The 21,317-nt window shown below is 33.7% G+C and carries 18 protein-coding genes and 1 pseudogene; 6 read left to right on the forward strand and 13 right to left on the reverse strand.

The genetic code is table 11. The features are described 5' to 3' along the window. The first annotated feature begins 201 nt into the window (after positions 1-201). Positions 202-1,821 carry an alkaline phosphatase PafA gene (gene pafA, locus IRZ78_RS16195; protein ID WP_194617537.1) on the forward strand — a complete coding sequence of 540 codons (1,620 nt, stop codon included), beginning with the start codon at positions 202-204 and terminating at the stop codon, positions 1,819-1,821. Positions 1,822-1,953: 132 nt separating this feature from the next. On the opposite strand, the gene ald is transcribed toward pafA, so the two are convergent. Further along, the gene (gene ald / locus IRZ78_RS16200) at positions 1,954-3,072 is read right to left on the reverse strand and encodes an alanine dehydrogenase (RefSeq protein ID WP_194617538.1); all 1,119 of its coding nucleotides are present in this window, start codon (positions 3,070-3,072) and stop codon (positions 1,954-1,956) included. A gap of 201 nt (positions 3,073-3,273) precedes the next feature. Here ald and IRZ78_RS16205 point away from each other — a divergent pair, with 201 nt between their 5' ends. Next, positions 3,274-3,732, forward strand: coding sequence for an Lrp/AsnC family transcriptional regulator (locus IRZ78_RS16205; protein ID WP_173972809.1), 459 nt, complete (start codon positions 3,274-3,276; stop codon positions 3,730-3,732). A gap of 114 nt (positions 3,733-3,846) precedes the next feature. On the opposite strand, the gene IRZ78_RS16210 is transcribed toward IRZ78_RS16205, so the two are convergent. Both IRZ78_RS16210 and IRZ78_RS16215 read right to left on the reverse strand, forming a co-directional pair. Further along, entirely contained in the window at positions 3,847-5,295 is a 1,449-nt protein-coding gene (locus tag IRZ78_RS16210; protein WP_194617539.1) for a glyceraldehyde-3-phosphate dehydrogenase, read from the reverse strand. A 208-nt stretch (positions 5,296-5,503) separates the two neighbouring features. Beyond that, positions 5,504-6,904 (reverse strand): trypsin-like peptidase domain-containing protein, encoded by a 1,401-nt coding sequence (locus IRZ78_RS16215; protein WP_194617540.1) that lies wholly within the window; start codon positions 6,902-6,904, stop codon positions 5,504-5,506. Positions 6,905-7,063: 159 nt separating this feature from the next. On the opposite strand from IRZ78_RS16215, the gene dapF reads away from it, so the two are divergent. The 4 genes from dapF (at position 7,064) to IRZ78_RS16235 (ending at position 10,730) form a co-directional block, all read left to right on the forward strand. Further along, the gene (gene dapF, locus IRZ78_RS16220; protein WP_194617541.1) at positions 7,064-7,846 is read left to right on the forward strand and encodes a diaminopimelate epimerase; all 783 of its coding nucleotides are present in this window, start codon (positions 7,064-7,066) and stop codon (positions 7,844-7,846) included. Positions 7,847-7,912: 66 nt separating this feature from the next. Then, a complete protein-coding gene (locus tag IRZ78_RS16225) occupies positions 7,913-8,446 on the forward strand; it encodes a GNAT family protein (protein WP_194617542.1) in 534 nt (177 codons plus the stop codon). 10 nt (positions 8,447-8,456) lie between these two features. Then, the gene (gene mltG, locus IRZ78_RS16230; protein ID WP_194617543.1) at positions 8,457-9,497 is read left to right on the forward strand and encodes an endolytic transglycosylase MltG; all 1,041 of its coding nucleotides are present in this window, start codon (positions 8,457-8,459) and stop codon (positions 9,495-9,497) included. Positions 9,498-10,076: 579 nt separating this feature from the next. Then, positions 10,077-10,730 carry a peptidoglycan-binding protein LysM gene (locus IRZ78_RS16235; protein ID WP_194617544.1) on the forward strand — a complete coding sequence of 218 codons (654 nt, stop codon included), beginning with the start codon at positions 10,077-10,079 and terminating at the stop codon, positions 10,728-10,730. A gap of 47 nt (positions 10,731-10,777) precedes the next feature. Here IRZ78_RS16235 and scpA read toward each other — a convergent pair whose 3' ends face one another. The 10 genes and pseudogenes from scpA to dnaA all read right to left on the reverse strand — a co-directional run bounded on the left by scpA (position 10,778) and on the right by dnaA (position 21,203). After that, on the reverse strand, positions 10,778-12,919 hold the full coding sequence (scpA, locus tag IRZ78_RS16240; RefSeq protein WP_194617545.1) for a methylmalonyl-CoA mutase: 2,142 nt from the start codon (positions 12,917-12,919) through the stop codon (positions 10,778-10,780). Between the two features lie 44 nt (positions 12,920-12,963). Beyond that, positions 12,964-14,328 (reverse strand): methylmalonyl-CoA mutase subunit beta, encoded by a 1,365-nt coding sequence (locus tag IRZ78_RS16245; protein WP_194617546.1) that lies wholly within the window; start codon positions 14,326-14,328, stop codon positions 12,964-12,966. A 23-nt stretch (positions 14,329-14,351) separates the two neighbouring features. Beyond that, positions 14,352-14,687 carry a septum formation initiator family protein gene (locus tag IRZ78_RS16250; protein WP_194617547.1) on the reverse strand — a complete coding sequence of 112 codons (336 nt, stop codon included), beginning with the start codon at positions 14,685-14,687 and terminating at the stop codon, positions 14,352-14,354. A 154-nt stretch (positions 14,688-14,841) separates the two neighbouring features. Then, positions 14,842-15,450: a uridine kinase gene (gene udk, locus IRZ78_RS16255; protein WP_194617548.1), complete on the reverse strand. Its 609-nt coding sequence runs from the start codon at positions 15,448-15,450 to the stop codon at positions 14,842-14,844. A 377-nt stretch (positions 15,451-15,827) separates the two neighbouring features. Further along, complete coding sequence (locus IRZ78_RS16260) at positions 15,828-16,709, reverse strand: SDR family oxidoreductase (RefSeq protein ID WP_194617549.1); 882 nt, start codon at positions 16,707-16,709, stop codon at positions 15,828-15,830. Positions 16,710-16,786: 77 nt separating this feature from the next. After that, positions 16,787-17,914: a methionine aminotransferase gene (locus tag IRZ78_RS16265; RefSeq protein WP_194617550.1), complete on the reverse strand. Its 1,128-nt coding sequence runs from the start codon at positions 17,912-17,914 to the stop codon at positions 16,787-16,789. Positions 17,915-17,960: 46 nt separating this feature from the next. Further along, a pseudogene (locus tag IRZ78_RS16270) lies at positions 17,961-18,308 on the reverse strand (energy transducer TonB); the annotation flags it as partial. Positions 18,309-18,518: 210 nt separating this feature from the next. Then, positions 18,519-19,232 (reverse strand): SAM-dependent methyltransferase, encoded by a 714-nt coding sequence (locus tag IRZ78_RS16275; protein WP_194617551.1) that lies wholly within the window; start codon positions 19,230-19,232, stop codon positions 18,519-18,521. 69 nt (positions 19,233-19,301) lie between these two features. Next, entirely contained in the window at positions 19,302-19,766 is a 465-nt protein-coding gene (locus IRZ78_RS16280) for a low molecular weight protein-tyrosine-phosphatase (protein ID WP_194617552.1), read from the reverse strand. Positions 19,767-19,775: 9 nt separating this feature from the next. Beyond that, the gene (gene dnaA / locus IRZ78_RS16285; protein ID WP_065451227.1) at positions 19,776-21,203 is read right to left on the reverse strand and encodes a chromosomal replication initiator protein DnaA; all 1,428 of its coding nucleotides are present in this window, start codon (positions 21,201-21,203) and stop codon (positions 19,776-19,778) included. Between the last annotated feature and the right edge of the window lie 114 nt (positions 21,204-21,317).

Genomic DNA, 21,317 nt, shown 5'->3' on the forward strand with positions numbered 1-21,317 from the left:
GCGAAGCCTGCCCAAAACCTCTTTTGCAAAAGATTTAGCGGATAGCCGGGTCCGCCGCAGCGGAGATACCCAAATAAATTTATGTGTAATTTTCTGTAATAATTTCTGTTAAATTATAATCGTTTTTAAGTTTTAAATTATTGTGGGTTAGCCTATCTAAATGTGAATCTGTATTTTTGTATTAAATATTATAATTGAAGTATGAAAAAAAGTATTGTATTGTTGACATTGTTTGTTATTTCAAATTTAAGTGCTCAACAGCGACCTAAGTTGGTGGTAGGTATTGTAGTAGATCAGATGAAAATGGAGTATTTATATCGGTTTTCGGATGATTTCTCGCCAAACGGATTTAAGAGATTAATGAATAATGGATATACTTTTCAGAATATGCATTATAATTATATGCCTACTTATACTGCTCCGGGACATGCATCTATTTACACTGGAACTACACCAGCGACTCACGGAATTGTGGGTAACGAATGGTTTAGCAGAATGCTTGGCAAGCAAGTGTATTGTACAGATGATGCAGGTGTAAAAACGGTAGGTGATGGTACTGCTGAAGAAGGAGCAATGTCTCCTAAGAATTTACAAAGTACTACTATTACGGACGAAGTAAGAATGGCTACTAATTTTGAGGGAAAAGTTATTGGAGTTAGCCTTAAAGATCGTGGTGCAATTTTACCGGCGGGTCATTTTGCAAATTGGGCTTTTTGGTACAGTAAAACGGGTTCTTTTATCTCTAGTACTTTCTACGGAGAAAAATTGCCGGAATGGGTTACTGAGTTTAATAATGAGAAACATTATATGCATTACATTAATAAAGGTTGGGATTTGTATAAACCTGTTTCTACGTATAACGAAAGTTTACCAGACAATAATCCTTATGAGGGTAAATTGTACGGAAGTGCAGCTCCTGTTTTCCCGTATGATTTAAAATCAATGTTTGAAAAGAATGATGCCGGAGTTCTAAGAGCAACTCCTTTTGGAAATGATTTATTGGCTGAATTTGCTAAGAAAGCTATTGAAAAAGAAGAATTAGGAAAAGATAATATTACAGACTTTTTGACTGTAAGTTTCTCTTCTACTGATTATGTAGGTCATTTATTAGGGCCACGTTCTATGGAGTTACAAGATACTTATTTAAGATTGGATCAAACTATTGCCGACTTCTTAACTTATTTAGATAAAACTGTAGGGAAAGGAAATTATTTACTTTTCTTAACTGCAGATCACGCTGGTGCTGAAAACGTGATTTATTTGAAAGACCGAAAATATAATGTAGATAATTATCCGTCTAAAGATGTGAAAAAGAGTTTACAGGATTTCTCTGTTAAAACATTTGGAGTTGATTTGATCTTAAATTATTCAAATTTCAATGTTTTCTTTAATAAGCAAATTATTAAAGATAAAAAGTTAGACTTAGTAAAAGTTAAACAAGCCTTTAAAGAATTTTTGATTTCACAGCCACAAGTTAAAAAGGTTTATACTGAAGAGGAAATATTGGCTAATTCAGGAAATGACTATTATTTAAATTTTGTTGCAAAAGGTTTTGATGTAACTCAAAATGGAGATTTGGTTATTATAGATAAGCCTGGAGATATTGAATATTCGACTACAGGAACATCTCACGGAACACCTTATAGCTATGATACTCATGTACCGGCTATTTTTTACGGATGGCATATTAAAAAGGGAGAATCTTATGATAAGAAAGCCATTACTGAAATTGCTCCAACAATAGCACAGAAAATTAAAGTTACTTTTCCAAATGGGACTGAAGCAAAAGTGTTGCAAGAAGTATTAGATGAGAAAAAATAGTTTTCACTATTCGAGATAAAATAAAAACCTGCCATAATTTGTGACAGGTTTTTTTTATGTCTAAAAAAAAGACTTTTCAATTAAGAAAAGCCTTTAAATAGTGTTTAGTAAGCACTTATTTTAATGTTAGCACTATGCGTTTGCTAACACTAACTCTTCGTTAAAAGGAAGATTCCAAGCTTCAGCAACTCCTTTGTAAAGAATTTTTCCGTTAGCGATGTTTAATCCTTTTTTCAATTCTTCGTTTTCGCTACAAGCTTTTTCCCATCCTTTGTTTGCTAATTGTACTGCGTACGGTAAAGTAGCATTCGTTAAAGCTAAAGTAGAAGTATAAGGAACTGCTCCTGGCATATTCGCTACACAGTAGTGAACAATATCATCAATGATAAAAGTTGGGTTCTCATGTGTTGTAGGGGTACAAGTTTCGATACATCCTCCCTGATCAACAGCAACGTCAACAACAACTGTTCCCGGACGCATTAATTTAAGCATATCACGAGTGATTAAGTGAGGTGCTTTTGCTCCTGGAATCAAAACTGCTCCAACAATTAAATCTGCTGTAGCTATTGCTTTTGTAATATTGTAGTGATTAGACATTTCAGTATTTACGTTTGCAGGCATAATGTCATCTAAATAACGTAAACGTGGCAAGCTTAAATCCATAATAGTTACCTGAGCACCTAACCCAGCAGCCATTTTTGCAGCCTGAGTTCCTACGATTCCTCCGCCTAAAATTAAAACTTTAGCAGGAGGTACACCTGGAACACCACCTAAAAGAATTCCTCTTCCTTTTAATGGTTTTTCAAGATATTTAGCTCCTTGTTGGATAGCCATACGGCCAGCAACTTCAGACATTGGTACCAATAATGGTAAACTACGGTCTGCTTTTTCTACTGTTTCGTAAGCTAAACATACAGCACCTTTCTCAAGCATTGCATGAGTTAATGGCTCTGATGAAGCAAAGTGGAAGTAAGTAAATAATAATTGATCTTTTTTGATTAGTGGATATTCAGATGCAATTGGCTCTTTTACTTTGATGATCATTTCAGCAATAGCGTAAACTTCTTCGATAGTTGCTAAAACTACAGCACCTGCATTTGTATATTCTTCGTCACTAAAACCACTTCCTAAACCAGCAGTTGCCTGAACATAAACTACATGTCCGTGTTTTTTCATTTCAGAAACTCCTGCAGGAGTTAAAGCTACACGGTTTTCGTTATTTTTTATTTCTTTTGGAACACCTATTATCATTTTTGTTGGATTTTTTTGTTTTTGTTGAGATTCTTTTACAAAACTACAGATAGAGAATTTATTATGGATTAAGGACCTATAAATAAGAAAATATTATTTTATTTAATACTTTTACAGAAAAATATTCTATTTGAGAGTGTTTAAACTCGTCGAAAGAGAAAAAATGACTTATTTTTATTAATTACAGAAAACGTTTTCGTTATGGCTTTAGATGAAATTGACAAAAAAATCTTACGTCTCTTACAGGAAAATGCGCACTACACGCTAAAAGACATCGCAAACAAAATAAATTTGTCTTTAACCCCTGTTCATGATCGGGTAAAACGTCTTGAAAAAGATGGAGTTATTGAAAAGTATGTTTCGATTTTGAATAAGAAAAAACTAGGTAATAATCTTACGGTTTATTGCCAGGTTACTTTAACGAAGCAAACTTATGACACATCAGAAGGATTCAATCAATCAATTCTTGATTTACCAGAAGTGGTAGAGTGCAATTATGTTTCAGGAAATTTTGATTATATGCTAAAAATTATCATTCCGGATATGGAAAGCTATCATCAGTTTCATCAAAAAAAATTATCGGTATTACCGGAGGTTTCTCTTATCAATACTGTTTTTGTAATTTCTGAGGTAAAGAGTACAACTGTTTTACCTATATAATTCTACAAGTTCTATTCTGTTTTAAGCCATTAAGATCTTGTTGAGTAGTTTCTAAGAAAAAACCACCAGACATGGCCTGATGGTTTTAGATAAATGGTTGGTTTTGGTTTTATATTAATAGTAAGTAAAACGTCTTACTTTGGCAATGTATTTTGCTAATCTAATTACCTGGTGGCTATAACCGTATTCGTTATCATACCAAATATATAGTATAACATTTTTTCCGTCTTTGGATACAATTGTAGCATTACTATCATAAATAGATGGAGCAGATGTACCAACAATATCAGATGATACTAATTCGTTGTTTAATGAATATTTTATTTGCTCGACCAATTCTCCTTCAAGAGCATATTTTTTCATGATTTTATTAATGGCAGGAATCGAAGTTGCTTTTTTAACTTCTAAATTCAAAACTACCAAAGAACCATTTGGTACAGGTACTCTAATAGCGTTTGAAGTTAATTTCCCTTCTAATGATGGTAAAGCTTTTGCAACAGCATTTCCGGCACCAGTTTCGGTAATAACCATGTTTAAAGCTGCAGCTCTTCCGCGACGGTATTTTTTATGCATATTATCGACCAGATTTTGGTCGTTTGTGTAAGCGTGAATAGTTTCTAAGTGCCCTTTTACAACTCCTAATGTATCTTCAATTGCTTTTAAAACAGGTGTGATAGCATTTGTAGTGCAGGAAGCAGCCGAAAAAATATTTATTTCATCAGGATTATATTGGTTGTGATTTACACCGTGTACAATATTCGGAATTCCTTTTCCGGGTGCTGTCAATAAAACTTTACTCGTTCCTGGTGATGTTAAATGTCTTTTTAAAGCTTCTTCAGTAGTAAAAGCCCCGGTATTATCGATCACTAGTGCATCATTGATTCCGTATTGGGTATAATCAATTTCTTCAGGGGAATTTGCAGTGATAATATGTACGGTTGTTCCGTTGATAATCAATGCATTGTTTTTTGGATCAGCAATCACAGATCCCTGAAAATCGCCGTGAATAGAATCATATCTCAAAAGAGAAGCTCGTTTCTCTAATGTAGATGCATCATTTTTATCACGGGTTACAATCGCTCTCAGTCGCAATTGGTTTCCTTTTCCGGTTTTAGACATTAATTCTCTTGCCAATAAACGTCCGATTCTTCCAAAACCGTATAAGACAATATCTTTAGGCTGGATTTCTTCAGATGATTTGGCTTTTTTCAATTTTTCGAAAACAAAATATCGAGCATCAGGATATTTTTCATCTTCTAAACGATATTCGTAAGTCAGTTTTCCAAGATCTAATTTCGCAGGCGGAAGATCTAATGATAAAATAACTTTTGCGATTTCAACCGAATCAAAAATGGTGATAGGTTTGCCTACAAACTCACCTGCATATTGATGCAAATTGATAATATCGCTGACATTTTTATCCAATAACTGATTTTTGAATAAAACCATTTCAATGGATTTGTCATACCATAAATCGCTTATGATTTTAATTAATTCGACACCAGCTCTTCTTCGGTCGACTTGTAATGATACCTCTTTTTGGTACAAAGATTTTTTGCTCATAATTGATTAAATTGAAAAAATAAATACACGAATATTTTTAAATTTTGCGCAAAAGTATCTATTTCAATCGATTTCGTAAACTATTTTATGATTTATTTTTGAAAAATAAAAAAAGCCACCTTATTGCTAAGATGACTTTTTTTGAGTTTTCAGTGTCAGTCTCAGTGATCAGTTTTTTGCGACTGAAGACTGCGACTGTAAACTGTGATTAAATAATAATTCTAAGGATTTCTCCGTTTTTATTGATCATTTCAAGACGTACACTTTGTCCTTCATCTTTTCTGTTTAAAAGTTTAGAAACGGTCTCGATATTTGTTGCTTTTACATTATCAATACTCAGGATAATATTACCTTGTAATTCGTTTTGATATTGCATTAAATTTTCATTGTTGATATTTCTGATTTTTACACCATAATCAATTCTGAATTTCTTTTTGTCGGCAGCATCAATATTTTCTAATTCAATTCCTTTAAATTCGGTACTAAAGAATTCATTTTTACTCAAAGTTACCGGAACTGTTTTCGTTTTGCCGTCTTTAATATAAGTTACTTTGACAACATCATTTGGTCGTTTTGTATTGATGTATCCTGAAAGATCAGCATATGTTGCAATATTTTGATCATCAAGTTTTACAATAATATCTCCTTTACCAAGGCCTGCTTTTTCTGCACCTGAATTTTTAGAAACTTTACTAATGTAAAAGCCTTGGGTTTCAGTAACGCCTAATTCTTTTGAAGCTGTACTGTTCAATTCTCCGCCTTCGACACCCAGAATTCCTCGTTGAACATTTCCAAATTCCATAATATCTTCGATAATTTTTCGGGCAATATTAGAAGGAACAGCAAATGAGTAACCAACGTAAGAACCTGTCATAGATGAAATCATGGTATTAATACCAATTAATTCTCCTCTCGTATTCACCAATGCACCACCACTATTTCCTGGATTTACAGCAGCATCAGTTTGAATGAAAGACTGGATTCCGTTAGTGTCTAAATTTCTGGCTTTCGCCGAAACAATTCCGGCAGTTACAGTAGAAGTTAGGTTATATGGATTTCCAACAGCCAAAACCCATTCACCAATTTTCACAGAATCTGAATTGGCAAAGGCTGTATAAGGTAGTTTTTCATTAGCATCGATTTTTAGTAACGCGATATCCATTTTAGAATCGGTACCAATTAATTTTGCTTTATATGACTTTTTATTGTTTAAAGTGATTTCTATTTCTGTAGCATCTTTGATCACGTGATTGTTCGTGACAATATATCCATCTTCAGAAATAATGACACCAGATCCGGTTCCAACTTGCTCTTGTTGCTGTTGGCCACCGTAGCCATAGAAAAATTCTAGCATAGGGTTGCTAACTGTTCTTCGCGAAACATTTTTTACGTGAACAACAGTGTGAATTGTTTTATCTGCGGCAGCTGTAAAATCGACCGTTTCAGCAGATAAAGCAACATTTTTTCCAAACGAATTAGGGGCAAGAGTTACAACAGAATTTTGTCTTCCAAAAAAAGAATTGTTGCTTTCAAATAATAACTTGTAAGCACCAAGTGTAGTAGCACCACTGAGTAGTGAAACCAAAAATAAGGTTGAAAGTCTTTTCATAGTTATATTATATGTTTAAGTTGTTATAATTTATGTTTATGTAATTTCATGTAAAAATAATTCAAAAAATTAACGAATAAAATGGTTTAACGCTCTTTAACATTGATTAACATTTCATTAATTTTTTGTTCGTACTTTTGTATTACTAATGTAAAAAAAATGCAAATAGAATTTTATAAATATCAGGGTACAGGAAACGATTTTGTAATGATTGATAACCGTTCAGATTTCTTTCCAAAAGATGACATTAAATTGATTGAACGCCTGTGTGACAGACGTTTTGGAATAGGAGCAGATGGACTTATCCTGCTTGAAAATGATACTGAAACTGACTTCAGAATGGTGTATTATAACTCAGATGGAAATCAGAGTTCAATGTGCGGAAACGGCGGTCGTTGTTTAGTGGCTTTTGCTAACCAATTAGGCGTGATTAAGAACGAAGCTACATTTATAGCAACAGATGGTTTGCATCACGCTTCTGTAGGCGATGATGCTATTATTTCATTGCAAATGATTGATGTTGATGAAGTACAAAAGAAAGAGTCTTATACTTTTTTAGATACCGGTTCTCCGCATCATGTTCAAATTGTTAATGATTTAGAACATTATAATGTAAAAGAGAATGGTGCTGCAATTCGTTATGGTGAATTATATGGAGAAAAAGGAAGTAATATCAATTTTGTGAAAAAAGTTGATGATAGTACTTTTTCACTTCGTACTTATGAAAGAGGAGTGGAAGATGAAACCCTGGCTTGCGGAACAGGAGCAACAGCAGTGGCGATAGCAATGAACGCTATAGGTCAAACAGATAAAACTTCTATAAACTTAAATGTTGAAGGAGGAAAACTTGTTGTGTCTTTTGATAAATTAGGAGATCATTTTACCAATGTTTTCCTTACTGGTCCTGCAAAATTTGTTTTTAAAGGTACAATAGAGATATAAAAATTCAAATTCCAAATTCCAAGAATAATAATCTAAAATCATCAATCTAAAATCTGAAATACATTAATGATCACACTCAAAGGAGAAAATATTTATCTACGCGCATTAGAACCCAATGATCTGGAGTTTGTTTATGCAATGGAAAATGATGAAAGCATTTGGGAAGTCAGTAATACACAAACACCTTATAGCCGGTTTTTAGTTCGTCAGTATCTCGAAAATGCACAACAGGATATTTACGAAGCCAAACAATTGCGTTTGGCAATCTGTCAGGATCAGGATTTTCCGGCGATTGGATTAATTGATTTATTCGAATTTGATCCAAAAAATAACAGGGCGGGTGTTGGAATTGTTATCCAGAAAGGCGAAAATAGAAATCAAAATATTGGTTCTGAGGCTTTAGAACTTTTAATCAAGTATTCTTTTCGTAATTTAAATTTACATCAGTTGTATGCAAATATAGATGTAGGAAATGTAGCAAGTATAGCTCTTTTTACTAAATTTGGCTTTGAGAAGATAGGAATCAAAAAAGATTGGATTTTGCTTAATAACCACTATCGAGACGAAGCAATTTTTCAATTAATTAATAAACAAATTTAAACTTTATACTTTGAGCTTAAAAAAAATCATCACAATAACTGCTGTAGCCGTAATTTCAGTTTTAATGATTTACGGATTTATTTTAATTAGTAAAATATTCAGTGCCAATACTAAATTTGAAGAAAAGGAACTTTACGTTTACGTTCCTTCAAATGCAAATTATACAGATGTAAAGAAAATATTAGCGCCTTACATTAAGAATTTCGACAATTTTGAAATGGTAGCCAATAAAAGAAGTTATCCTGAAAATGTAAAGTCAGGTCGTTTTTTACTTAAAAAAGACATGAATAATATCGATTTGGTTCGTGCAATGAGAGCCAATATTCCTGTAAAATTATCTTTTAATAACCAGGAACGTTTAGAGAACTTTGCCGGAAGAGTAGGTGCAGAGATCGAAGCAGATAGTTTATCTTTAATAAAAGCGATTAAAGACCCGGCTTTTCTAAAAGAAAATGGTTTTAATGAAGAAAATGTTTTTGCGATGTTTATCCCAAATACTTATGAGATTTATTGGAATACTTCTGCAGAGAAATTCCGTGATAAAATGATTAAGGAATACCATAATTTCTGGACGGCTGAAAGGATTGAAAAAGCCAAAAAACAAGGTTTAACTCCGGTTCAGGCTACAATTTTAGCTTCTATTGTTCATAAAGAATCGGTTAAAAAAGATGAAAGACCTCGTATTGCTGGTGTATATTTGAATCGTTTGCGTTTAGAAATGCCATTACAAGCAGATCCAACAGTAATTTATGCTTTAAAACTTAGAGATAATAATTTTGATCAGGTGATCAAGAGAGTTTTTTATAATGATTTGGTTATGAGGTCTCCATATAATACTTACGTAAATATAGGACTGCCTCCGGGACCAATCGCTATGCCTGATATCACAGCTGTTGATGCAGTTTTAAATCCTGAAAAGAATGATTATATTTATTTCTGTGCCAGTATAGATCGTTTTGGATATCATGAATTTGCATCAACTTATGAGCAACATCAAATAAATGCAAAAAAATATTCAGACTGGATCGCTAGCCAGGGAGTTACAAGATAATTTCTTTTCATTATTAATGATTAAAAATAGTAAAAAACCGAGGCATAAAGCTTCGGTTTTTTTTATGCTATATACTTAGGTAGTTTTATTTGAAAAATAATTATTTTTTTGACAAATACAGAAGATTATTTAATTGAAGATTTTCTCAATTTTGATTCTCATTTTTAAAAATACAATCAAAAATTATCAATTAATATTCTCTATTTTATTTATACTTTAAAATTGAAATTTACAAAAGATTATATTTTAGTTTACATAAATTTAATGAAAGAACCAAATTTAAATGGCATAAATTATCTTTAAAAATCCCAAACGTTTGGTAAGTTTAATCTTGCTATTTTAACTAATTTGCTAAAAAAATGATAAAAATTGCATTTTTTAGATTTATATTTTGGTGCTTTTCAAGCAAAATAAAAGTCTTGCTTTTCTCCTCGTAATCTGCATCAATAAAGGGATTAGTGGCTATATTTATATTCTTAAAAATAAGTAACTTGTTGATTTACAGGGTTGTTTTGTATTTCTTATCTTTGCACCGTAGAAATTTCAAAGAGGTGACAGTGATTTGAAGAAAAACAATTTATGATAAAGAAGTGGTATTTTTATGCGAGTTTGATCGTTATTATTACATTTTTAAGTTTGGGTTTTAAACCCTTTAATCTGGAAACCAAACCTTGGTTTTTAATAGAAAAAACAGATGGATCAGAATACGTGTTTCCATCGCAAGAAGAGGATGATTATCCTACAATAAAAAAGGTAAATGTTCTATTTACAGAAAAACGCCTAATCAGTTTTAAAGAAGCGGTAGCCTTTAAAGAATCTCAGGGAAAATACCGATTGGTAAATTCGTTAGGTTATATGGGTAAATACCAATTTGGTTCTAAAGCTTTAAGAGCTGTTGGTGTTAAAAATGACAAAGCCTTTTTAAAAGATCCTGCATTACAAGAAAAAGCATTTATTGCATTACTGTCAAAAAACAAATGGATTTTACGTAATGAAATAGAAAAGTATGAAGGCAAGATTATCAGTGGTATCGAAATTACCGAATCGGGAATTTTAGCCGCTGCACACCTTGGAGGAGCTGGTTCAGTCAAAAACTTTTTTAAAAATAGAGGAAACAGGCATTTTAGAGATGCTTACGGTACTTCATTAAAAAGTTATATGAAAGCCTTTGGAGGTTATGATCTTTCTCGTATCGAAGCAAATAGTGATGCTACAATACACGATCAAATTTAGATTAAGCATAAGCAAAAAAATCCCGAATAGATTCGGGATTTTTTTTTTTAGTCAATTAGAATTTCCAGAATTTTAATAGCCGCTTCGCTAATTTTAGTTCCGGGCCCAAAAACGGCAACCGCTCCAGCATCAAATAGAAATTGATAGTCTTGTGCCGGAATTACTCCTCCCACAATAACCATGATATCTTCACGTCCGTGTTTTTTAAGTTCTTCGATAACTTGCGGGACCAATGTTTTGTGGCCTGCTGCTAAAGATGAAACGCCTAAAATGTGTACGTCGTTTTCAACCGCTTGTTTGGCAGCTTCGGCAGGAGTTTGAAAAAGTGGACCTATGTCGACATCAAAACCCACATCGGCATAACCAGTTGCCACTACTTTTGCACCACGATCATGACCGTCCTGTCCCATTTTGGCAATCATAATTCTCGGACGTCTTCCTTCTTGTTTGGCAAAGGCATCTGCTAATTGTTTTGCCTTTTCAAAATTCTCGTCGTTTTTTATTGCTGCACTATACACACCGCTAAAGGATTTAATTTGCGCTTTATACCTGCCAAAAATACTTTCGAGAGCATCACTGATTTCGCCTAATGTTGCTCTGTTTCGAGCGGCTTCAATAGCAATTTCTAATAAGTTTCCTTGTCCGGTTTTAGCACAAAGTATTAATTTTTCCAGTGATTGATTTACTTTTTTAGTATCTCTTGTTGCTTTTATTTGTTCCAGTTGCGCTAATTGCTGTTTGCGGACCATTTGATTATCCACATCTAAAATATGCAAAGGATCTTCTTTTTCCAGACGATATTGGTTTACTCCTACAATAATATCTTGTCCGCTGTCAATTCTTGCTTGTTTTCTGGCTGCAGCTTCTTCGATTCTTAGTTTCGGAATTCCCGCTTCAATGGCTTTTGTCATTCCGCCAAGTTCTTCAACTTCTTCGATCAGTTTCCAGGTACTTTTTAGAATTTCATTTGTCAGGCTTTCAACATAATAACTTCCTCCCCAAGGATCAACGGTTTTGGTAATTTTAGTTTCTTCCTGTAAAAAAATCTGTGTATTACGGGCAATTCTTGCCGAAAAGTCTGTTGGTAATGCAATCGCTTCATCAAGTGCATTGGTGTGTAGGGATTGAGTTCCTCCAAAAGCTGCTGCAGTTGCTTCGATACAAGTTCGGGCAACATTATTGAAAGGATCTTGTTCAGTTAAACTCCATCCACTGGTTTGGCAATGTGTTCTTAAGGCTAATGATTTATCACTTTTAGGATTAAATTGCTGAACTAATTTTGCCCAAATCATACGACCGGCACGCATTTTGGCAATTTCCATAAAGTGGTTCATTCCAATTGCCCAAAAGAAAGAAAGGCGGGGAGCAAACTCATCAATCGTCATTCCTGTAGAAAGTCCGGTTCGAATATATTCTAAACCGTCTGCCAAAGTATAAGCCAATTCAATATCAGCCGTTGCTCCGGCTTCCTGCATATGATATCCCGAAATAGAGATAGAATTGAATTTGGGCATTTTTTTGCTCGTAAATTCAAATATATCGGCTATAATCTTCATAGAAGGTGTTGGCGGATAGATATAGGTGTTACGAACCATAAATTCTTTTAGAATGTCATTCTGGATCGTTCCTGATAATTTCTCTATTGCTACACCTTGTTCTTCGGCAGCCACAATATAAAAGGCCATAATGGGCAGAACAGCTCCGTTCATCGTCATCGAAACCGACATTTCGTCTAGCGGAATCTGATCAAACAAAACTTTCATGTCTTCGACAGAATCGATAGCAACACCGGCTTTCCCGACATCTCCAACCACTCTTTCATGATCTGAGTCATAACCGCGGTGTGTTGGTAAGTCAAAAGCGATAGAAAGTCCTTTTTGTCCTGCTGCAAGATTTCTTCTGTAAAAGGCGTTACTTTCTTCTGCAGTAGAAAATCCGGCATATTGTCGAATCGTCCACGGGCGTCTAACGTACATAGTAGCATAAGGGCCTCGCAAATTGGGCGCAAAACCTGCTCCAAAATCAAGAAACGCTAAGTCTTCGATATCTTTTTCAGAATAAGTTTCTTTAAGCTCGATTCCTTCGGCAGTAGTGAAGTTATGAGTTATAGCTTCGGGGTTATGCGTCGGTTCGCTTAACTCATGACTTTTAAATTCTAACTTTATATGTTTAAGGTCTTTTCTTATCATGGAAATACTCTTTTGAGTAGTTTATTAATTACTTTGAAAAATGATTATTCAAGTTCCAATCGTTCTTGTTCCAGCTTTTCGGCTAATCTTTTTTCGATTATCGGGGTAATTAATGTTTTTCTTGGTTTTATTTTTACAAAAGGAAACAACTCTAAATCGTGTTTCATTCGGTCTTCTTTGTTGGGATATTTATTTGTTCCTAATAAAACTTCTTTTTTAGAATCAAATAATTCCTGTTCTTTTGTGGCACTTTCCTGGATTTTCTTTTTGATGGTTCCATCGTTTAGAAGTTTTAAGAATCCACCGCTGGCTTCAATATCTTTAAATAAAGCCAGACTTTTTTCAGCCAATTGCATGGTCAGACTTTCTATGTAATAGCTTCCGTCAGCTGGATTATTGACTTTGTCAAAGTAACTTTCATGTTTTAAAACCAACAATTGATTTCTGGCAATTCGGTCACCAAATTCGTTGTCTTTATGGTATAAGGAATCGTATGGTAAATTTGCCAGAGCATCTGCGCCACCTAATATAGCCGACATACATTCTGTTGTGGTGCGAAGCATATTTACATTGTAATCGTAAATAGTCTTATTGCGTTTGGTTGGCGTTACCAAAAAATGACATTCTAAATCAGGATTGTATTCTGAAGCGATTAATTTGAAAAGCATTCTTAAAGCGCGAAGTTTTGCAATTTCAAAAAAATAATTTGTTCCAACCGATATTTGAAAAACAATTGGTTTTGTAATTGTGGGTAAACGATTCAAATATTCGTTGGCATGTGCTAAACTATACGCAATTTGTTGTGTAATATTAGCACCGGCATTTTGATACAAACCGGAATCTATACTTATTAAGTTGAGATTTGTAGTTGCTTTTGCAATTTTTTCGATCGTTTCGAAATTATTTTTATCAGAGGTTGTAAACCAGTTCCCTTCTCTTGCAAAATGACCAATTGGGTCAATATTGCAATAAAAAACAGCTTTTTTCTGGATCGAAATGGTATCTAATACTTTTACGAAATCGATTGAAATAAAAGATAAATTGAAGTAAACAGTTCTATTTTCTAAAGGAAGAGTTTCTAATAATTTTTGAATATCTATTTTTTCGTTTTCGATAGTAAAACGTAAATTTTCAGCACCTCTTTCGATAGTGTTTATGGCTCTTTGAATCGATTTCTCGATATCATAGACAAAGATGTTTTGACAAATTTTAAAATTAGATGCCTCAGTTTTAACCGAAGCAGCCTTAGAAAATTCATCTATATGATAAAACGGTTTAACCTGAATGTCTTCCGGAGAATTCCAAATTACGGTTTCGTTATAATCTGCTCCATCTAATTCAAACTGAATTTTTTGTTTCCATTGTTTGGATGAAATCGGATTAAAATCGTCGAATAGGGTAGTAGCCATTGGGTTTGTGTGCTTTTTTCTGATTATTCTTTTGTATCTTGAATGGTATCTCCTTCAAATTGAATGATGTAAATATCTTCGCTGTCTTTTTTCATGTAATATTTTTCGCGAGCATATTTTTCTATTTGTTCAGGATTTTTAAGCTGCTTGATCTGTTCTTGATCTTTTTTTATTTCGTCCTGATAATATTTTTTGTTGTCTTGTAATTCGTTAATCTGTCCGTCAAGAAAACGATGATCAAAATAAGAGTAATTGTCTAAAAATAACATCCAGACTACGAAAAAGAGCAAAACCCAAACATATTTATTGCTCATTAATTTGAACCAGCGTTTGTCTTTATATGGGTTTTTTAATTTCATTTTCTCTTTAACTAATTACTTCTTTTAATTTCGATTGGTGTTCTAGCCCCGATGGAGCCGGTATCCTTTTTATGCCCGCCACAGCGGACATAAAAAGATAAAGGCGAGAGCGGGAAATAGCTCCTCATTCTATGGAATAAATTTACGATAAAAATTATGAAATTCGTTGATTAATTACAGCGCGAACTACATCAATGGCTACCGTGTTATATTTATCGTTTGGAATAATAATGTCTGCGAAAGCTTTTGACGGCTCGATAAATTGCTCATGCATAGGTTTTAAGGTGTTTTGATAACGTGTTAAAACCTCGTCGATATCACGTCCGCGTTCTGAAATATCGCGTTTTAAACGACGAATTAATCTTTCGTCAGAATCAGCATGAACGTAAACTTTAACATCAAAAAGATCACGAAGTTCCGGATTGGTCAAAATTAGAATACCTTCGACAATCATTACTTTTCTTGGATGCGTTGATACCGTATCGTCTGTTCTGTTGTGTTGTATGAAAGAATAAACAGGCTGATCAATAGTTTGGCCTTCTTTTAATGCTTTTAAATGTTTTACCAATAATTCAAAATCGATCGCACGTGGATGATCAAAATTGATTAATGCTCTTTCGTCGAAAGACAAATTATGGGTTTCTTTATAGTAGGAATCCTGAGAAATTACGCCAACTTCAGTGTCTGGTAATTCGTTCATAATTTGATGTACTACTGTTGTTTTTCCACTTCCTGTTCCTCCTGCAATTCCAATAATGAGCATATATTTTTTGTTTGATATTTGTTTGGCAAAAATAATAATTTAAGTGAATTGTCTGAACATATTATTTATTTAAACCATATAAGTGATATAAGTAAATTTAAGCAGCAAAATATTTAAGTAAAATGATATTTTAACTTAAGTTAGATTGCTCTTATGTTAAAAAGATTGCGATTTTTATGATCGAAATATAATTTTTTTGTTTAAAACATATAAGTTAATATTAGTAGCGCGATATCTTAAATAAAACCATACTTAACTGAACTTATATTATTTATATGATAAAGATAAAATAAAAAAATCCCGAAAGTAAACCTTCGGGATTTGGTGCAATCAGTATAGTTTTAATAAAATATTCTGAATTTAGTAAGCACGTAAAATTATTTATTCTTTTTTGCTTTTATCATCATTTCAAGCTGATCCCAAAGTTCTTCAGGAATTGCCTCTAATAAATTAAATTGTCCAGCGCCTTTTAGCCATTCGCCACCATCAATAGTGATAACGTCTCCGTTTACATAAGCTGAAAAATCAGAAACTAAGTAAGCGGCTAAATTGGCTAATTCCTGATGATCGCCTACGCGTTTCAACGGCACTTTTTTGGCCATGTCGAATTTTTCAGCAAGATCTCCGGGTAGTAATCTGTCCCATGCGCCTTTTGTTGGGAATGGTCCCGGTGCAATGGCGTTAGAACGAATTCCGTATTTCGCCCATTCTACAGCCAAACTGCGTGTCATGGCCAAAACTCCCGCTTTTGCAGTAGCACTAGGTACCACATAAGCTGAACCTGTCCAGGCATAAGTGGTTACGATATTTAATATTGTAGCCGATGTTTGTTTGGTATCGATCCAGTGTTTTCCAAAAGCCAGTGTACAGTTTTTTGAACCTTTTAATACGATATCTATAACACTATCAAATGCATTTGCAGATAGACGCTCAGTTGGAGAAATGAAATTTCCGGCAGCATTGTTCAAAAGAACATCTACTTTTCCAAAAGCTTTTAAAACTTCCTGAAGCATATTCTCAACTTCTTCATAATGACGAACGTCGCATTGAAGCGGTAAGCATTTTCCTCCAGTTTCGGTTTCAAGTTCGGTGGCCGTATTTTTTAGCTTTTCTAAATCTCTTGAAGTAATGGCTACCTGAGCGCCTAATTCTAAGAAATATTTGGTCATGGCTTTCCCTAAACCGCTTCCTCCGCCTGTTACTACTATGACTTTACCTTTTAAAGCGTCATCTCTTAACATTTTATCTGTATAGCTCATATTTTTTTCTTTTTATTACAATATTAATTAAATAAATAGGATGCACGCATAATAATGTTATAAAATTTTGATAAACTTTATATATCACATAATTTTTTTGCTGCCGATTCTAAAGTAAAATCATTTTTGGCGAAGCAAAAACGTATTAATTTTTGGTCTTTATGATCTGAATAAAAAGTAGAAATTGGAATTGCAGCTACACCATGATCTGTGATTAATTTTTTGCAAAAAGTAACATCGTCATCCTTTGAAATGTTTGCATACGATGCCACCTGAAAATAAGTTCCTTCGCAGGGTTTTAGTTCAAAATGGCTATTTTGAAGCAGTTTCTGGAAATAATCTCGTTTTTCCTGATAGAATTTTCCAAGTAAATTGATGTCAACAACATTTAAATATTCACTTATGGCGGCTTGAGAAATACTATTTACGCTGAAAACCAAAAACTGATGTACTTTTTTGATTTCTTTCATTAAATGTTCGGGTGCAACGGTATAACCAATTTTCCAGCCTGTAATATGAAATGATTTTCCGAAAGAAGAAACCATAATACAACGATTTAAAAGGAAATCTTTGGTATGAGCTGAAAGGTGTTTTTCTTCGAAAGTAATATATTCGTAGACTTCATCAGATAAAACAATAATTTCAGGAAATTTAGAAAGTAATTTTTCCAGTTGAAGAAAATCATCTTCTGTCAAAATTTTTCCCGTTGGATTATGCGGATTATTGATGATGATCATCTTGGTTTTTGATGAACACGCTTTTTCGATCGTTTCCCAATTGGGTGTGTAATCATCATTTAATGCTACGCGAACGGGTTTTGCATTACACAATAAAACTGGAGATTCGTATGAATCGTAGCTTGGATCCAGAATAATAACCTCGTCGCCGGTTTTTACCAAAGCTAAAATCGTAGTGAAAATTCCTTGCGTTGCACCCGCGGTAACCAAAATTTCTGTTTCTGGAACAATAGTTCTGCCATACGAACTCTGAACCAGTTTAGCAATTTGATTCATCAATGGCGGAAAACCTGCCATTGGTGTATATTGGTGAACGTTTTCTTTGGATAATCTCGCAATAATATCAGTTAATCTTTCATCTACAGGAAAATTTGGAAATCCCTGCGAAAGATTAATGGCATTATGTTCGGATGCCATTTTAGACATTACTGTGAAAATGCTTGTAGTTACGTCTGGAAGTTTACTCATGATAAAGTTTGATTAGGGGAAACTTGTGAGTGAAATGCTAAATAATCTAATTAGATTTAATAATTATTGGTACTGAATATAAAACTCTTATCTTTTTACCATTTTGTTCTCCAGGAGTCCATTTTGGACATTTTTTTAGAACTCGAATTGCTTCAGTTCCTGTTCCATAACCTGCATCTCTAAGGATTTTTATATCAGTTAATGAGCCATCTTTTTCAACTACAAATGTTGCGTAAACTTTTTTTCCATTTAAGTTAATGTTTGCAATTTCGGCGTCTTGAGGGTACTTGAAATTATTGTTAACAAATTTGAAAAATTTCTCCATACCTCCGGGAAAGTCTGGTTTAACTTCTATACCCGCAGTATTGTAAACAGCATTGTCGTTATCAGTTATAATAGTTTGTGAAGATTCTGGTCCATCTAGTACTAAATCTGAGTCACTATGACTACCACTCTTAATTTTAACAATAGGTATTTCTGAGCTTTTTGTTTGCGAAGCTTTTGTTTTTGAATCCTTTTTAGTGCTTTGTGAAAATGTATTTTGTACAAAGCAAATCAAAATTAGTAATAGAAACTTTTTCATTATGATGGTTTTAAAGTTAGTTTACATTTTGTGAATAATGAAAATCGTAGGTCGATTATGTAAGTCAACTTTTAGTTTCTTCCAGTCAGCCACACGCATGGTTTTAATAAATTCTGTTGGTAACGTAATATCCGTCGCAATACAAAGATGAGTGGAAGGATTTACGATTTGCAAAATATCTTCAACCAATTTATTGTTTCTATAAGGAGTTTCAATAAAAATTTGAGATTGGTTTTTATCCTGAGATAATTTCTCAAAGTGTTTCAATGCCGATTTTTTTTCGTCTTTATCTATTGGTAAATATCCATTGAAGGTAAAACTTTGTCCGTTCATTCCGGACGCCATCATTGCTAATAAAATAGATGAAGGTCCAACAAGGGGTACAACCTGAATTCCTTTTTCGTGTGCTAATTTTACAATTACAGCTCCGGGATCAGCAACTCCGGGACATCCGGCTTCGCTCATTAAGCCTACATTTTTTCCTTCTAATAAAGGTTTGATGAAGTCTAAATGTTCGCTTGGTTCGGTACGTTTATTAAGTGTGAAAAGTATTAGTTCTGATTGCTTTTTTTCTGGAGAAACTGCTTTTATTGATTTTCTGGCCGTTTTCTCGTTTTCAACAATATAATGATCTATAAAATCGATACTTCTTTTTACGGTTTGAGGCAAAACATCCATAGGATCGCTTTCGCCCATTGTAGTTGGAATTAAATATAGTTTCCCTGGAAGTTTCATTTGTGATGGTTTAGGATTAAAAGAAAAATGTACTTCAATTATCAGTTAAGTAATTAAAATACATTAAAATTATGAATGTTTTTCGATAAGTTTTGTGGCAATTATTTCGGCAGCTTCGTCTAGCATTTGATAAACGCTGTCGAAACCATTTGCAGTTCCGTAATAAGGATCTGGAACATCTACGTTTTCGTCCGGAAATAATTCGTTCAAAATAAGATGTACTTTGTTTTTGTGTTCCGGAGTTTTGGCTAAATGAATGACGTCTCGGTAATTTGAACTATCCATAACATAGATATAATCAAATTCGTCAAAATCAGCTGTTTTAAATTGTCTGCCTTTTTGGCCATCAATACACAGGCCATTTTTTTTGGCAACAGCTATAGAGCGTTTGTCCGGTGAATGACCCACGTGCCATGATCCGGTTCCTGCAGAATCAACTATAAAGTTTTCAGGTAATTTTGATGCTAAAATACCTTCGGCTAAAGGTGATCTGCAAATATTTCCCAAGCAAACCATTAAAATTTTTACTGGCATGATTCGCGTTTATAGCGTTAGTTTTTTGTTGATGTCTTCTACAAATTTCTTGAATTGTTTGTCTGTAGAAACTAAATTGTCAACGGTTTTACAAGCGTGCAATACGGTAGCGTGATCGCGATCTCCAATTTGTGATCCAATGTTTGCCAAAGAAGCTTTTGTAAATTTCTTTGCGAAAAACATCGCCAATTGTCTTGCCTGAACAACGTGCCTTTTTCTGGTTTTAGACTGAAGTGTTTCAATATCCAACTGGAAATAATCAGACACAATTTTTTGGATATAATCAATAGAGATTTCTCTCTTTACGTTTTTAACAAATTTCTCTACAACGCTTTTTGCTAATTCGATCGTTACTTCTTTTTTATTGAAAGAAGATTGTGCGATCAATGAGATAATGGCGCCTTCAAGTTCTCTAACATTCGATTTAATATTACGGGCAACATACTCGATAATATCTTCCGGCATTTCGACACCATCACGATACAAAATATTTTTCAGGATTGAAATTCTGGTTTCGTAATCTGGCTGGTGCAATTCGGCAGATAATCCCCATTTAAAACGAGATAACAAACGCTGTTCGATATCCTGCATGTCAACAGGAGCTTTGTCCGAAGTCAAAATTACCTGCTTTCCGTTTTGGTGCAAATAGTTGAAAATGTGGAAAAATACGTCCTGAGTTCCTGATTTTCCAGATAAAAATTGAACATCATCAATAATCAAAACGTCGATTAATTGGTAAAAGTGAATGAAATCGTTACGATTATTCTTTTTAACCGAATCAATATATTGTTGTGTGAAAATCTCGGCAGAAATATATAAAACCGTTTTTTCAGGATATTTGTCTTTTACTTCTACACCTATAGCATGTGCTAGGTGTGTTTTTCCTAAACCAACTCCACCAAAAATCAATAAAGGATTAAATGATGTTCCTCCAGGTTTGTTGGCAACTGCCATACCTGCAGAACGAGCTAAACGGTTAGAATCTCCTTCAAGGAAATTGTCAAAACTATAATTAGGATTTAACTGCGATTCAATTTTTAAATTTCTGATTCCCGGAATTACAAAAGGATTCTTAAGTTCGGGATTCAGGTTTTTAAACGGAGCATCAACCTCTTGAGGTTTCATTGGCACTCTGTTGGAACTTGGCAGCTGTTCGGTAAAAGGCTGTTTATTTCCATAAGTGTTCTCCATTTTAATTTTATAGAGTAACTTTGCGTTTTTTCCCAGTTCTTTGGTAAGCGCAACTTTCAATAATTTAACGTAGTGTTCTTCTAACCATTCGTAGAAAAATTTACTTGGCACTTGAATATATAACGCGTTGTCGGTTAGCTCAACTGATTTGATTGGTTCGAACCAAGTTTTATATGCTTGATCTTGAATATTGTCTTTTATAAAGGACAAACAGTTTTCCCATACCGATTGAGCAGTTTTAGTCATAGATTCAGATAAATTTTTTTATTATTGATAAAGATTCTCCTAATAAAAAAGGAGCAATTTTATTCCGTATTTCGGGATAACAAATATGTGAACAAATTTCTGTAAAAAAAAATA

Source organism: Flavobacterium sp. CSZ, from assembly GCF_015350725.1.
GTDB lineage: Bacteria > Bacteroidota > Bacteroidia > Flavobacteriales > Flavobacteriaceae > Flavobacterium.